Below are 14147 nucleotides of genomic sequence, written 5' to 3' on the forward strand. Positions count from 1 at the left end.
GGTCGCGTTTCGTCCTCTAGTTGCGGTAGTTCGGTGTCGAACTACCGCAACTAGAGGACGAATTGCGGGAGGGTCAGGCGCGGATCTGCTGCCAGATGAGGAAGTACGCCCGGTGCACGACGTGCGCGACGCGGCTCTGGGCGGGCGTCGCACCGAAGGAGGCGAAGGAGCGCCACCAGCCGGCGCGTTCCAGCGCGTGCGCGGCGAGATCGGTCCGGGGAGCGCCCGGTTTGCCGAGCTGGGCGCCGATGTCGGCGTTGCTCCCGACCCGCAGGACCTCCTCGGACAGGTCCTCGGGCATGTCCACCGCGCCGGACGCGACCAGCGTGAGCGCTTCGAGCAGCCGGAGTTGGTGTGCTTCGGGTTTGGCGAGCAGGACCTCGATCGCGTCGTGGACGCGCTGCCGTTCGGCCTGGTCGCCCGACGCGTGGGCCAGCGCGGTGACCGAAGCCAGCGCGGCGGCCGCTTTGATGCCGTCGGCGCGGGCGGCGAAGACGATGCTCAGCCGCTGGCGGACCGCTTCGAGCCCGGAGGCGTCGAGCAACTTCCGCCGCAGCGAACCCGCGGTGATCTCCGGCTCCGCGCGGATCGTCTCGACGGCGTACCGGACGCCGAAGAGGTCCAGTTTCTCCAGCAGCCGCAGCCTGGTCCCGGCCGCGACGTCGCAGTCCCAGCTGGTGAAGATGTCCGCCGAGATCAGCATGGTCTCGAGGATGTCGTCGTCCGTGTCGGCCAGCTGACGCAGCGCCTCGGCGTCGCCGGAGGTGAACCCGCCGGACTCCGCCGACTCCGCGATCAGCCCGATCACCGGCAGCACGTCCGCGACGCGGGGCTTCAGCGTCGACGCTTGTTTTTCCGACAACAGCGTCGCGGCCTTCCACACGTCACCGCCCGAGCCTTCGACCGACTCCGGCGCGATGGTGTCGGCCTTGTTGAGCACCGCGATCGCGTTGACCGGACCGGCCTCGCGGCTCGCGGTCGCGGCGGTGAACGCGGCCAGCGCCTGCTGGTCGTCTGCGCGTACGCCCTGCGTGACCACGTAGAGCACGGCCTCGGCACCCGCGACGGCGTTGCGCGAGGTGTCGTCCAGCTCGTCGGAGCCCTCTTCATTCTCTTCTTCGCCGTCTTGGGGCTTGCGATGCTTCGCCGCGCCCAGCAGCTGCTCGGTCCGCGACACCGACGCGGCGTCGAGCGACCCGAGACCCGGGGTGTCGATGACGGTCATACCCTGCAGGACCGCGTTGGTGAGGTATGCCTCGATATGGGAGACCTTGTCGATGTCGATGCCCAGCTCGGCCGGGATCATCCCGTCGGCGGCGAAGGGCAGCACCTGTTTGCGGCCGTCGTTGAAGACGATCTCGACGCGGTCGACCGTGCCGTACTGGAACCGGGTCACCAGCCGGGTGCACTCACCGACGTCGGTCGGCGCGACCCGGCGCCCGATCAGGGCGTTGACCAGCGTGGACTTACCCGACTTGATACGGCCGGCGACGGCGACCTGGAGCGGACCACCCAGTCTGCGCAGCACCTCGGCGAATCCGGCGGCGGTCCGCGCGGACACCTGCGGTTGCAGGCGGTGGCAGAGATTCGCCACCGACATCGACAGCGGGCCGGCCAGACGCCCCTGCTCCGTCCCTGACGTCACGACACCCGCCCTCCCAGTCGCCGAGCTTGCCGACTCGAATCGTGCCATGCCGCTCATCCTCGGGTCGCACCGAAGGTGGTACCGGCGACCGACGCGCGAACGGCCGAGGCCGACATAGTGTTACCAGGTGCGACGGTTAAGCCTCTGGATGCGTGCCCACCCCATGGCCGGGGACAGTTTCATCGCCGTCGTCCTGCTGCTGACCGACCTGTTGTTCTACGTGGCCGCGGCCGAGACGCCGGAAGTCCCGATGCCGCCCTGGTACGTGGTCGTGCCGCTGGACATCGCGATGGTCGTGCCGCTGGTCTTCCGGCGGAAGGCGACGTTGTGGTCGGCGTACTTGTCACTACTGATCGGCATCCCGCACAGCGCGCTCGAACTGGGTGCGGCGAGCGGGCTGGCGGTGATGATCAGCATCTACTCGGTGCTGGTCTACGTCGGGCGCAAGCAGGGGCTGCTGTACCTGCTGGCGACCCTCGTCACGTCAGGGATCCAGCTGTGGGTCGACCCGCCGGAGGACCTGTGGGTGCTGGCGATCATCGGGGTCTTCGCCACCGCGCTGTGCTGGACGCTCGGCGAGTTCGCCGGCGCGAGGCGCGCCTATCACGAGGAGGTGGAAGCCAGGTTGCACCTACTTGAGACGGAACGGGACCAGGCGGCCAGGATCGCCGTCGGTGAAGAACGCGGACGGATCGCCCGTGAGCTGCACGACGTCGTCGCGCATGCGGTGAGTGTGATGGTCGTGCAGGCCGATGGCGCGTCCTACGCGGTCGACGGGAATCCCGAGATGGCGAAACGGGCCCTGCAGACGATTTCGGAGACTGGCCGCGGCGCGCTCGCCGAGCTGCGGCGGCTGCTGGACGTGCTCCGCAGCGACGACGACGACGAGCCGCGCGTACCGCAGCCGGACGCCAGCGCGCTGACCGACCTCGCGGACCGGATCCGGCAGGCAGGCGTACCGGTGACGCTGGCGATCAGCGCGGACGCCCTGGCCGGACTGCCCGCCGGTGTCTCGCTCGGGGTGTACCGGATCGTCCAGGAGTCCTTGACGAACACGCTGAAACACGCCGGGCACGGCGCGCAGGCGGAGGTGCTGGTGCGCCGGGAGAAGGACGTGATCGACGTCCGGGTCACCGACGACGGCGCCGGCCGCGCGAAACAGCTGGTGCCCGCTGCCACGAAGACGGCGTCACACGCCACACCGGCCGGGCCGCGAAAACTCGCGGTCCCCGGTGGGAACGGTTTGATCGGCATGAGGGAACGGGCGAACGTCTTCGGCGGCACGCTGGAGGTCGGGCCCGCTCCCGGTGGAGGGTGGCGAGTGCACGCGAGGCTCCCGGTTAGGTTGGCGACATGATCCGGGTGGTGGTCGTCGACGACCAGGAATTGATGCGTGTCGGGTTCCGGATGGTGCTGGGCGCGCAGGCGGACATCGACGTCGTCGGCGAGGCGGGTGACGGTGCCCAGGCCATCCGCCTCGCGGAGGAACTGCGGCCGGACGTCGTGCTGATGGACGTCCGGATGCCGGTGCTGGACGGGGTCGAGGCGACGAAACGGATCGTCGAGGCCGGTACGGCGCGGGTGCTCGTCATGACGACGTTCGACCTCGACGAGTACGTCTACTCGGCGCTGCAGGGCGGGGCGAGCGGGTTCCTGCTGAAGGACACGCAGCCGGATCACCTGGTGTCGGCGCTGCGGGCGGTCGCTTCGGGTGACGCCGTGGTCTCGCCGTCGGTGACCCGGCGGCTGCTCGACCGGTTCGTCGGCGGTGGCGGGAAGCCGATACGGGACGCGGCCGAACTCGACGTCCTCACCGAGCGGGAGCGGGAGGTGCTCGTCCTGATCGCGAAAGGCCTCTCGAACCTGGAGATCGCCGAGACCCTGTTCCTGTCCGAGGCGACGGTGAAAACGCACGTCGGACGGATCCTGTCCAAGCTGGACCTGCGCGACCGGGTGCAGGCGGTGGTGCTCGCCTACGAGACCGGGCTGGCCCGGCCAGGGGTCGCCTGAGCGAATCGGGCCGGAAAGTGGTCATTCGGTGAGCACTTTGCGGTGGATCCTTGTCTCCAGAGCCACTTACCGGAGGAGACGGAAATGCTGCGAGGACTCACCACCACCACGTTCTACGCCGACGACATGACCGCGGCGATCGAGTGGTACTCCGACCTCTTCGGGGTCGAGCCGTACTTCGTCCGCAACGGTCCCGACGAGAAGCCCGCTTACGTCGAGTTCCGGATCGGCGACTACCAGCACGAGTTCGGCCTGGTCCGGGGCGACTACCGGCCGGCGACGGCCCAGCCGGGTCCTGGCGGAGCGATCGCGAACTGGGCCGTCGACAACGTCGAGGACGCCTTCGCGACACTGCTCGAGAAGGGCGCGAAAGAGTACGAGCCGATCATCGAGCGCGGGCCGGGCTTCGTCACCGGGGCGGTCGTCGACCCGTTCGGCAACGTCCTCGGCGTCATGTTCAACCAGCACTACCTGGACGTGCTGGCCGGGAAGAAGTAGTTCCCGGCCGGCACGGTGACTCAGCGGTACAGAGCGTGGTCCGCCGTCTCCGGGTCCTTGCCCGCGTCCCTGACTTCGGCCATCCACTTGCCGAAGTCGGGGCGTGAGCCGTCGACGTCGGTCAGGCCGTATTCGTTCATCAACGTCCACGAGGCCAGCGTCTTGCCCGCGAACCGCGAGACCTCCGGATCGGTCGCCAGTTTCGCGACGCCCCGCCCGAGCAGCGTCGGGGTCTCCGAGATGGCGAAGTCGACCGGCGCGGTCTTGCCCACCGCGTCCCGCCAGGTCTCCTCGGTGACCTCGAAGTGGTCCAGCATCGACTCGGACCGCAGGAAGCCTGGCGTCACGGTCATGCCGACGCACTCGTACTTCTCCAGTTCCGCCCCCAGCGCCCGGCCGATCGCGCGGATGCCGGACTTCGCGAGGAAATACGGGATCCCCGCGCCGACGTACTCGTCGTGATCCCCGTCGGTGACCTCGATGACGAGACCACCCTCCCGCCGCACGACCAGCGGGAGAAGCCGGTGCAACGCGATCAGATGCGTGTCGATCGCGTTGTGCACCAGCGTGAGCGCGTCGTCGAGGCTGGAGTCCCAGTACGCCCGCTCGAAGTCCGCGAACGGGTCACCGCCCCAGACGTCGTCGACGAGGAGGTCGATCCGACCGTCCACTTCGGACTCGATCCGCGCCCGCAGTGCGTCCGCATCGGACACCTTGGTGAAATCGGTCCGGACCGGGATTCCCCAGCCACCCGCCGCGTCGACGAGTTCCGCCGTGTCCTCGATCGTCTCCGACCGCTTCATCGGCGACTGGTGCTCCCGCGTCGTGCGGCCGGTGACGAACACCGTCCAGCCGAGCCTGCCCAGCTCCACCGCGATCGCCCGGCCACATCCTCGGGTCGCCCCCGCGACCACTGCCACTTTCTGTTCCACTCAGGACACCCCTTTCCACGCGGTCAGCACCGCGTCCATGTCTTGCCCCACGCGGTCGACGTAGCGGCCCTTCGGCCGGATCGACCAGTCCAGCGCGGCCCCGTTCGCCACCCCCAGCAGCACTCGCGCCGCACGGACGACACCCGGCGCACCCGGCAGGGCACGCGCCGCGACCCGCACCAGCCGTCGCAATTCCGCTTCCACGGCGGTGAAATGCTCGCCGAGCAGGGCACGGAGTTCCGGATCCCCGATGTCCACCCCCAGCTGCCCGAGGTGGTTCGCCGCGGTTTCCGCCGAACCCATGCCCTCGTAGATCACGACCACCGCCGCCCGCAGACCTTCCACGGGATCGGCCAGCTCGCCGCATTCCCGCATCCTCCCTACGACCGACCGCGTGTTCAGCTTGCTCAACGCCTGCAGAAGGCCGTTTTTGGAGCCGAACCGCTGCGCGACCGTGCCGACCGCGACCCCGGCCTCGGCGGCCACCTGGGCCAGCGTGAAACCCGGGCCGACCATGCCGATGACGATTTCCGCCGCCTTCAGCAGTCGTTCGTCGGTGATGGTGCGAGGTCTCGCCACGCAGTTATTGAACCATGGTTCAATATCCCTGGCGATTCAGGGTCACACTCAGGGGTGTCACCGATCGCGTACGCCGCCGGAAGACGGCAAGCTACGACTCAGGTCGGGTATCAGGTTGGCACCTCAGGATGACGCGCTCGGCCACCCACATGGACGACGATTGCTTTCGCAGTCGCCGAGGGGAGCAGACATGATCGAGGCAGTGGGCCTCACCAAGCGGTACGGCAAGACACTGGCGGTGAACAACCTGTCCTTTTCCGTCGAGGGAGGGAAGGTCACCGGATTCCTCGGCCCCAACGGGGCGGGCAAGTCGACGACCATGCGCATGATCCTCGGCCTCGACAACCCGACCTCGGGTGAGGTGCGCATCGGGGGCAAGCTCTACCGCGAGCTGAAGGACCCGCTGCGGACGGTCGGCGCACTGCTGGACGCCAAGTGGGTGCACCCCAACCGGTCGGCGCGGGCGCACCTGCAGTGGATGGCGAAGTCCAACAAGATCCCGGCGGCCAGGGTCGACGAGGTGCTCGAAACCGTCGGGCTCACCAGCGTCGCCGGAAAACGCGCCGGTGGTTTCTCCCTCGGCATGTCGCAGCGACTGGGGATCGCGGCGGCCCTGCTTGGCGACCCGGAGGTCCTCCTCTTCGACGAGCCGGTCAACGGCCTCGACCCCGAGGGCATCCTCTGGATCCGGAAGTTCATGCACCGGCTGGCCGACGAAGGCCGCACGGTGCTGGTTTCCTCGCACCTGCTTTCGGAGATGGCGCTCACCGCGAGCCACCTGGTCGTGATCGGCAAGGGGCAGCTGATCTCCCAGTCCTCCACCGAGGACTTCGTGGCGCGGGCCGCCGAGAACACGGTCAAGGTCCGATCGCCGCAACTGCCCGCGCTGCGCGCCGCGCTGACGCGGGCGAGCGCACAGGTCACCGACGTCGACAAGTCGCTCGTCGTGTCCGGTATGGACAGCGACAAGATCGGCGAAATCGCCGCGGCCAACCAGATCGTGCTGCACGAGCTCAGCCCGCAGACCGGCTCCCTGGAGCAGGCCTTCATGCAGATCACCGGCGATTCGGTCGAGTACCACACCGGTCTCGAAGCCGAAGCCGCCGAAGTGGTCGCCGCCGCCCAGTAGCCACTCACTCTTTTCAACACTGCCGAGGAAAGAAAAGCCATGACTCTGCTCGCTGTGGAACGCATCAAGCTGTTCACCACACGCTCGCCCTGGTGGTGCGCGCTGGCCGCCCTCGCTGTCGTGATCGGTTTCGCCGCCATCGTCGCCGGCGCCGCACCCGCCGGTGAACTCACCGACGTCAGCCTGACCCAGTTCGGCTACGGCTTCGGCATGGCCGTGATCATGGTGCTCGCCGCGCTTTCGGTGACCACCGAATACCGCTTCAGCACCATCCGGACCACCTTCCAGGCCGTGCCGAACCGCACCTCGGCGCTGCTGGCCAAGACCGGCGTCGTCGCGATGCTGTCGTTCGTGATCGGCGAGATCGCCGCGTTCGGCGCCTGGGGCCTCGCCTCGGTCATGCGGCCGGAAGATCTCACGCTGAACACCACCGCGGAGTGGATCAGCGTCGCCGGGGTGGGTGTGGTGTTCGCCCTCGCCTCGGTGATCGCGGTCGCCCTCGGCGTCCTGATCCGGCACAGCGCCGGCGCCATTTCGCTCCTGCTGATCTACGCCCTCGCGGTGGAGAACCTGATCCAGCTCATCCCGAAGATCGGCAAGGACATCTACGAGTGGATGCCGTTCCGCGTCGCCGACAGGTTCCTCAACGGTGCGGGGCCCGCCGCGTCCGAGTCGGCGTTGAGCCAAGGCGGGGCACTGGCCTACTTCGCCGGTTTCGCGCTGGTGCTGCTGACCATCTCGCTGGTCGTCGCGAACAAGCGCGACGCGTAAGGAACCTCCACCGGGGAGAAAGCCGGTCGCCAGGCTCGGGGGAGCGGTGCGACCGGACGGGGAGAAAAGGGGAACAAGGACCGGGCCGCCTGTCGGGGGGCAGCCCGGTCCTTTCCTGTCGGGCCGCAAGGCACCACGTTGGGTAATGTCGTAATCCACTGGAGGGAGGGCCGATGATCGAAGCCACCAAACTCACGAAACGCTACGGCGCAAAAACCGCCGTCGACGACCTTTCCTTCACCGCCGAAACAGGGCGCGTGACAGGGTTCCTCGGGCCGAACGGGGCAGGCAAGTCCACCACGATGCGGATGATCCTCGGCCTCGACAATCCCACGTCGGGCTCGGTGACCATCGACGGCAAGTCCTACCGGGAACTCCGTGATCCACTTCGGACGGTCGGCGCGATGCTCGACGCCACTTGGCGTCATCCCGGCCGCACGGCCCGCGAGCACCTGCGGTGGGTCGCCGCGACCAACGGCCTGCCGGACAAACGCGTCGACGAGGTGCTCCGGCTGGTCGGGCTGGAGTCGGTCGCCCGCAAACGGGCCGGGCAGTTCTCGCTCGGCATGTCGCAGCGGCTCGGGATCGCGACGGCCTTGCTCGGCGACCCACGGGTGCTGCTGTTCGACGAACCGGTCAACGGGCTCGACCCCGAGGGCATCGTGTGGATCCGGCAGCTGATGCACGCGCTCGCCGCCGAGGGCCGCTCCGTGTTCGTGTCCAGCCACCTGCTGCCGGAGATGGCGCAGACCGCGCAAGACCTCGTCGTGATCGGCCGGGGGAAGCTGATCTACCAGGGCACGATGGAGGACTTCGTCGGCCGCGCGAAGAGCCTCGGCGTGCGGGTCCGCAGCCCGCACCTGCCCGAACTGCGGACGGCGCTGACCGAGAAGGGCACCGAATTCCGCGAGGAGGACGGCGCGCTCATCGTGTCCGAAATGGACAGCGACGACATCGGCGAACTCGCCTTCGCCGCGGGCGCGACCCTCCACGAACTCAAGCCGCTCACCGGCTCGCTCGAAAACGCGTACATGCAACTCACCGCCGAAGCCGTCGAATACGGCACCGGCCAGGTCCCGGAGGTCGCCCGATGACCGCGGCGAACATGCTCCGCGCCGAGCGGATCAAGCTGCTGAGCACGCGCGCGCCCTGGTGGTGCGCGGCCATCGCGATCGTGGTCGCGCTCGCCTACACCGCGTTGTTCTTCGGTTTCGTTCCGTTGGAGGGACAGACCGGCGTCGGTTCGACCCAGATCGCCAGTGCGCTCGGCCGCACCGTGGTGCTGATCCTCGCCATCCTCGCGGCGGCGACGGAGTTCAACTGGGGCACGATGAAACTCACCTTCCAGGCGGTGCCGTCCCGCGTGCCCGCCCTGCTGGCGAAGGGCGCCGTCGTCGGAGTGTTCTCGGCCCTGATCGGGCTGCTGGTGGGCTTCGGCTCATGGGCTGTCGCCTACCTGATCAAACCGGCCTCCGACCTGGGGCTGGCCTCCGGCGCCGACTGGCGCGCGGTGGCGGGCCAGGGGCTGACCTTCCTGCTGACCGGGTTGCTCGGCGTCGGACTCGGCCTGCTGTTCCGCAGCCCCGCGTTCGCCCTCGGGTTCGCGTTGGTCTGGACGCAGTTGGTCGAAGGTCTCGTCATGCTGATTCCGAACATCGGCGACGACATCTACCAGTGGATGCCGTTCTTCGCGGCGAATCAGTTCTCGGGCCCGGATCTGACGGTTTCGATGCTGAAACTCGCACCGCCGATGGGAGCTTGGGGCTATTTGGCTTATTTCGCTGGTATCTGCGTGATTGTCTATGCGGCCGGACTGATGATCACCCACCGGCGGGACGCGTGAGCTTTTACCGCCTCCAAAGGAGTTAAGTCCACGTTAAGAGCCTGTGGCTTCTCTCACAGGAAGCGGACATACTGTTCCTGATCGGGCAATGCTCGGTATGAGCCTACTTTCTCGGCTCTCAGCCTCGGAGGTGATCCTTGACGGTGGATTCCGATCAGGGAGTGGAACGCACGATCCCGCAAGCCCGCACGGAAAGTATGCCGCCCCGGCTCGAGCCCATGCTCGATCTCGAATGGTCACAGGCGATCGAACTGCCCCGCACGGTGGCGTCCGCGACCCGGCCATCCGACATTCGCCGCGCCTGGGTGCATCGCGCGCCCGAAGATCTCGTTGTCGCGCTGTACCGCGCGTCGAGTGGAATGCACGGCGAAATCCCCGCGCCGTGGTGGCTTCGCGCCGTCGTGGAAGGCAGGCTCGAATCGCGGGAACTCGGTTTCCGCATCGAAGATCGCATCGCGGGCCTGCTCGGCAGACGTCCCGGGTGGGAATTCGTCCCGTGGGCCGCGGACGGAGAATCCGGCTACTGGGAGTTCATACCTTCCGAACGCGGAGCATCCGGGCATTCGATCCCGACCACGGTGCTGAACACCAGCCGCCACGACGGCTGGATCGACGTTCTCCCCGCCCATTCCAGTACGACGCCGCCGCCGATCGCGGTCGCCGGATTCGCCGGCCTGCGGGCACGGCTGGGAGAGTTCGAAGCGGTCCGGTAAGGACGACAGGCGGAGCAGAAGGGCGCGCCGCGCAAATCAACCGCGGACGAACCCGCTGTGCCACCGCCATGCGGTTCGCCGATGAGCACAGCACCCACGTTTAATGAGCGGGTGGAAAACGAGGACCAGCCACGGATGCGCAGCGTGGTCAGCTATGTCAACCGCGGCGGCCGGATGACCGTCGGGCAGCAGCGAGCGTGGGACGAACTCTGGCCGTCGCTCGGCCGCACGGTCGGCGAACTGCCCGAAGGCGAGGTGGATTTCGACGACTGGTTCGGCAGGCGGGCCCCGGTCATGGTGGAGATCGGCTCGGGTATGGGCGAGACCACGTCCCAGCTCGCGGCCGCCGCACCGGACCTCAACTACGTCGCGGTCGAGGTGTACGACCCCGGGCTGGGCCAGCTGATGCTACGCGCGGAGAAGCTCGGGGTGACGAACCTGCGGCTGATGCACGGTGACGCCGTCGTGCTGCTGACTTCGCACGTCGAGCCGGGCTCGCTGTCCGGGGTCCGGCTGTTCTTCCCGGACCCGTGGCCGAAGAAGCGCCACCACAAGCGGCGGATCGTGCAGCCGGAGTTCGTCTCGCTGGTGGCCTCGCGGCTCGCGCCGGGCGGGACCTTCCACATGGCGACCGACTGGGAGAACTACGCGGAGCAGATGCTGGAGGTCTGCTCGGCCGAGCCTCTCCTGCGCAACCGCCACGCCGGCGACCCCGGCGGCTGGGCCCCGCGGCCGGAGTGGCGCCCGGTCACCAAGTTCGAGAACCGCGCCGACGTCGAGGGGCGCGTCTCGCACGATCTGATCTTCGAGCGAGTCTGAAAACGACTGAAAGGGCCGGTCAGGACGTCCCCACGTCCTGACCGGCCCTTTCGTCACACCCCGCGCCTTGGGAAGCCCCCTGCGCGTCCCCGGCGCCCGTTCATCCCTCCCCCGACGGAGGGACGACCGAGCACCCGGCTCGTGGGTGTAACCAGCGACTCCACCCACGAGACCCGTCCGCCCCAGTGGCATGACGCCATTCGGGCGAACCTTTTACTCGTCGGCCAGCGGCTCCGACTGCACCCGCTTGAGCGCCGGGGTCGAGACGGATGCGCCGAGCAACGCCACCCCGATTCCCAGCACCACGGGCGCCAGCAGCCACGGGCTCAGCACGACCGGGTCCTTTTCGACCATGCTGTAGAGCCCCATGCCGACTCCGATCCCGACCACTCCCGCGCCGATGGTGGCCACCATCGCGGGCAGGGCCGCCTCCATCCGCAGCGCCCTCGCCAGCACCCGGACCGGGGTCCCGGCCGCGATGAGCGCCCCGAAGGTGCGACGGCGGTCCATCACCGAACCGGCGGTCGCCACGGCCGCGCTGCAGCCGGCGAGCACACCGGCGGCGATCAGGCCGATCACGGTGACCCGGCGCAGGTCGGCGAGTTCCTGCTGCTGGCTGACCAGGCGCAAGCCGCGGCTGCCGATCTCCTGGCCCGGTGCCGCCCCGACCAGCGCGGTCCGCACGACCTCGCCGTTCGCCTGCGTCGTCGGCACGACCACGTCGAGGCGCTCCGGTTCGACGTCCGCGGGCAGCAGGGCCGGGTCGATGACGATCGTGCCGTACGTGTCCTCTTCGGACTGGGGGAACGTGTGCGCCGGGACGTTCCCGAGCTGAGTACCGGCCTTGTCGTAGTCCGGCGTCACGCGGTACGACGCCGGGTCGATCTTGGAGCTGCTGTAGATCGCGGGGCCAGGCCGGCAGGAGCCGCCGATGTTCACCCGCAGCAGCTTCGTGGCGTCCTCGCAGGTCATCACGAAGGCCCGGTTCAGTGTCTGGTCGCGGGTCCCCACCTCGCCGGTGGACAGGTAGACCTGGCCGACCGCGACGGCCTTGTCGGCGATCCCGTTGCGGGCGAGGGAGGCGTTGGTTTCCTCCACGATCTGCTGCGAGTGGGTCGCATCGGCCTCGGCGTAGAGGACGTTGTCCTTGAAGGTCCGCCCGCCGCCCGCCATCGACTCGAACGAGGGCAGCAGCGTGAGTGCCATCGAACCGGTGAAGACCGCGAGCACGACACCCGCCGTGGCCCGGTAAGCGCTCTTCGGGTCGTCACGGAGCCTGCGCCCGGCCAGCAGCGACGCCGGTTTGCGCCAGATGCGGACGAACGTGCCGCCCACCGCCGAGGTGACCCACGGCCCGATGATCGCGGCCGACGCGACCAGCAGGAACAGGCCGAACATCACCATCGGCAAGCTGGCGTTGTCCTGGCTGACCGCGAAGAGGAAGAAGGCACCGGCCACGGGTACCGCGAGCAGCCGCCACCAGTGCAACGGCTTGCGCGCGTGCGCCGAAGCCGCGAACAGCGGCGTCTTCAGCACGCGGCGGATACCGAGGACCCCGGCGAGGACGACCAGGAGCGGGATCGCCACGGCGACCGCGATGGTCGAGCCGAGCGAAAGGCTGAAGTCCGACGCGAGCCAGGTTCCGCCGCCCCAGGGGACGAACGTCGAGAGGCCCTGCAGTGCCGGTGCCACGAGGATGCCGAGCAGGGCGCCGACGACCGCGGACAACGCGGTCTCGGCGGCGACGATCTTCGTCACCTGCGCCGGGGTCGCGCCTGCCAGCCGCAGTGCCGCCATCCGCAGCTCACGCCGCGTGGCGGTGAGCCGGGCCGAAGACGCGACGAGCACCAGGCTCGGCACGAGCAGGACGATGACGCCGACCCAGGCGAGTAGTTCGAGGAGCGGGTCGGGCTTGGCCTGCTTGTCGGGGAAGCCGTCCGCGGCCTGCGCCGACTGCGGCATCGACTCCGGGGTGTGGCCGACGACGGCGACCAGCTGCTCCGGATACATCAGCGAATCCGGACCGAGCGAGTCGACGAGCTTGCCGAACCGGTCCCCGAGCTGGACCTGCGGCGTCGACTGGATCAGTTTTCCGAGTTCGGGCGAAACGATCGACTCGCCGGGGGCCGGCAGCTTCGGGATGCCCGGCGGCAGGCTGAGCATCGGTGAGGTGCCGGTCTGGGCGATGTCGACGCGGATGATCTCGCGGTCACCCGAGTAGTCCTTGTTCGCCGCCATCAGCAGCGGCGCCGGACGCTGGGCCTGCCCCGACTCGGAGTAGTAGCTGTGGATGTCCTGCCAGATCGCCCGCTGCGAGCGGGCCTGCGTGGCGCCAGGGAGAGACGCCAGCAGGAGCACCAGACTGGTCGCGACGGCGACCCCGACCGCGGTGAGGATGGCCGACATGCGGGTCCGGCGGTCGACCCGGAGCACCCGCAGGGCCAGCTGGAAGCTGTTCATCAGGCAGCCAACCTCGTCGCGATCAGGCCGTCGCGGATGGAGACCGTGCGCGGCATGGCTTCGGCGAGTTCGCGGTCGTGGGTCACCACGATCACCGCGGCGCCACTGTCGGCGGCGGCCGCGAGCAGCGCGTCCATGGTGGCGCGGCCGGTTCGGGTGTCGAGCGCGCCGGTCGGCTCGTCGGCGAAGATCACCTTCGGCCGGTGCGTCAGCGCCCGTGCGATCGCGACACGCTGCGCCTCACCGCCGGAGAGCTCGCCGGGGCGGCGCTTCTCCTTGCCCTCGAGGCCGAGCTTCGCCAGCCATTCGCGGCCGGCCTCGATGGATTCCTTGCGGCCCTTGCCACTCAGCAGCGACGGCAGCGCGACGTTCTCCTCGGCGCTCAATTCGGCGACGAGCATCCCGGACTGGAACACGAAGCCGAACTCGGTCCGCCGCAGTTCGCTGCGTTTGCGCTCGTTGAGCTGGTCGACCCGCTGCCCGGCGAGGAAGATCTGCCCGGAGTCGGCGCGGAGAATCCCGGCGAGCACGTGCAGCAGGGAGGTCTTGCCGGAGCCGGAGGGCCCGACGATGGCGACCGCGTCACCGGCCTGGATGTCGATGTCGATCCCGGCCAGCGCGTACTGCGTGCCGTACCGCTTCACCAGCCCACGGCCGGCGAGTACCGCGCCGTTGTCGCGCCTGCCGTGATCGTGCTGCCAGGGCGCTGCTTCGGAATTCACGTTACCTCCCACTCAAGGGCGCCCTG

The 14147-nt window shown here is 68.8% G+C and carries 14 protein-coding genes; 9 read left to right on the forward strand and 5 right to left on the reverse strand.

The window, feature by feature from the left end; genetic code table 11:
• Positions 1-73 precede the first annotated feature (73 nt).
• Positions 74-1600: a dynamin family protein gene (locus ACM6LR_RS07560; RefSeq protein ID WP_414937109.1), complete on the reverse strand. Its 1527-nt coding sequence runs from the start codon at positions 1598-1600 to the stop codon at positions 74-76.
• Between the two features lie 208 nt (positions 1601-1808).
• Between ACM6LR_RS07560 and ACM6LR_RS07565 the strand changes: the two genes are divergently transcribed.
• The 3 genes from ACM6LR_RS07565 (at position 1809) to ACM6LR_RS07575 (ending at position 4153) form a co-directional block, all read left to right on the forward strand.
• Positions 1809-3002 (forward strand): sensor histidine kinase, encoded by a 1194-nt coding sequence (locus tag ACM6LR_RS07565; RefSeq protein WP_414943533.1) that lies wholly within the window; start codon positions 1809-1811, stop codon positions 3000-3002.
• Complete coding sequence (locus ACM6LR_RS07570) at positions 2999-3655, forward strand: response regulator (protein WP_414936672.1); 657 nt, start codon at positions 2999-3001, stop codon at positions 3653-3655. The genes ACM6LR_RS07565 and ACM6LR_RS07570 overlap by 4 nt, the downstream gene beginning before the upstream one ends.
• A gap of 84 nt (positions 3656-3739) precedes the next feature.
• Positions 3740-4153, forward strand: coding sequence for a VOC family protein (locus tag ACM6LR_RS07575; protein WP_414936671.1), 414 nt, complete (start codon positions 3740-3742; stop codon positions 4151-4153).
• A gap of 20 nt (positions 4154-4173) precedes the next feature.
• Here ACM6LR_RS07575 and ACM6LR_RS07580 read toward each other — a convergent pair whose 3' ends face one another.
• Positions 4174-5085: an SDR family NAD(P)-dependent oxidoreductase gene (locus ACM6LR_RS07580; protein ID WP_414936670.1), complete on the reverse strand. Its 912-nt coding sequence runs from the start codon at positions 5083-5085 to the stop codon at positions 4174-4176.
• The gene (locus ACM6LR_RS07585; protein WP_414936669.1) at positions 5086-5664 is read right to left on the reverse strand and encodes a TetR/AcrR family transcriptional regulator; all 579 of its coding nucleotides are present in this window, start codon (positions 5662-5664) and stop codon (positions 5086-5088) included.
• Between the two features lie 190 nt (positions 5665-5854).
• On the opposite strand from ACM6LR_RS07585, the gene ACM6LR_RS07590 reads away from it, so the two are divergent.
• From ACM6LR_RS07590 to trmB, 6 genes are all read left to right on the forward strand, one after another.
• On the forward strand, positions 5855-6793 hold the full coding sequence (locus ACM6LR_RS07590; RefSeq protein ID WP_414936668.1) for an ABC transporter ATP-binding protein: 939 nt from the start codon (positions 5855-5857) through the stop codon (positions 6791-6793).
• Positions 6794-6832: 39 nt separating this feature from the next.
• On the forward strand, positions 6833-7564 hold the full coding sequence (locus ACM6LR_RS07595; RefSeq protein WP_414936667.1) for an ABC transporter permease: 732 nt from the start codon (positions 6833-6835) through the stop codon (positions 7562-7564).
• A 173-nt stretch (positions 7565-7737) separates the two neighbouring features.
• The gene (locus ACM6LR_RS07600) at positions 7738-8658 is read left to right on the forward strand and encodes an ABC transporter ATP-binding protein (RefSeq protein WP_414936666.1); all 921 of its coding nucleotides are present in this window, start codon (positions 7738-7740) and stop codon (positions 8656-8658) included.
• Positions 8655-9407: a hypothetical protein gene (locus tag ACM6LR_RS07605; protein WP_414943449.1), complete on the forward strand. Its 753-nt coding sequence runs from the start codon at positions 8655-8657 to the stop codon at positions 9405-9407. The genes ACM6LR_RS07600 and ACM6LR_RS07605 overlap by 4 nt, the downstream gene beginning before the upstream one ends.
• A gap of 161 nt (positions 9408-9568) precedes the next feature.
• A complete protein-coding gene (locus tag ACM6LR_RS07610; RefSeq protein WP_414937107.1) occupies positions 9569-10120 on the forward strand; it encodes a hypothetical protein in 552 nt (183 codons plus the stop codon).
• A gap of 135 nt (positions 10121-10255) precedes the next feature.
• A complete protein-coding gene (trmB, locus tag ACM6LR_RS07615) occupies positions 10256-10939 on the forward strand; it encodes a tRNA (guanosine(46)-N7)-methyltransferase TrmB (protein WP_414937106.1) in 684 nt (227 codons plus the stop codon).
• A gap of 213 nt (positions 10940-11152) precedes the next feature.
• Here the strand turns inward: trmB and ACM6LR_RS07620 are convergent, their stop codons facing one another.
• Positions 11153-13399, reverse strand: a complete 2247-nt coding sequence (locus tag ACM6LR_RS07620; protein WP_414936664.1) for an FtsX-like permease family protein — start codon at positions 13397-13399, stop codon at positions 11153-11155.
• A complete protein-coding gene (locus ACM6LR_RS07625) occupies positions 13399-14121 on the reverse strand; it encodes an ABC transporter ATP-binding protein (protein WP_414936663.1) in 723 nt (240 codons plus the stop codon). The genes ACM6LR_RS07620 and ACM6LR_RS07625 overlap by 1 nt, the downstream gene beginning before the upstream one ends.
• Positions 14122-14147 lie beyond the last annotated feature (26 nt).

Source organism: Amycolatopsis sp. cmx-11-32 (genome assembly GCF_047608695.1).
In the GTDB taxonomy this organism is placed as follows: domain Bacteria; phylum Actinomycetota; class Actinomycetes; order Mycobacteriales; family Pseudonocardiaceae; genus Amycolatopsis.

Bases quoted from the DNA above. Each gene is read 5' to 3' on its own strand.
- ACM6LR_RS07590 (WP_414936668.1), top strand. From the start codon at position 5,855: ATGATCGAGGCAGTGGGCCTCACCAAGCGGTACGGCAAGACACTGGCG.
- ACM6LR_RS07565 (WP_414943533.1), top strand. From the start codon at position 1,809: ATGGCCGGGGACAGTTTCATCGCCGTCGTCCTGCTGCTGACCGACCTG.
- ACM6LR_RS07560 (WP_414937109.1), bottom strand. From the start codon at position 1,600: ATGTCGGTGGCGAATCTCTGCCACCGCCTGCAACCGCAGGTGTCCGCG.
- ACM6LR_RS07620 (WP_414936664.1), bottom strand. From the start codon at position 13,399: ATGAACAGCTTCCAGCTGGCCCTGCGGGTGCTCCGGGTCGACCGCCGG.
- ACM6LR_RS07595 (WP_414936667.1), top strand. From the start codon at position 6,833: ATGACTCTGCTCGCTGTGGAACGCATCAAGCTGTTCACCACACGCTCG.
- ACM6LR_RS07570 (WP_414936672.1), top strand. From the start codon at position 2,999: ATGATCCGGGTGGTGGTCGTCGACGACCAGGAATTGATGCGTGTCGGG.
- trmB (WP_414937106.1), top strand. From the start codon at position 10,256: ATGCGCAGCGTGGTCAGCTATGTCAACCGCGGCGGCCGGATGACCGTC.
- ACM6LR_RS07575 (WP_414936671.1), top strand. From the start codon at position 3,740: ATGCTGCGAGGACTCACCACCACCACGTTCTACGCCGACGACATGACC.
- ACM6LR_RS07605 (WP_414943449.1), top strand. From the start codon at position 8,655: ATGACCGCGGCGAACATGCTCCGCGCCGAGCGGATCAAGCTGCTGAGC.
- ACM6LR_RS07600 (WP_414936666.1), top strand. From the start codon at position 7,738: ATGATCGAAGCCACCAAACTCACGAAACGCTACGGCGCAAAAACCGCC.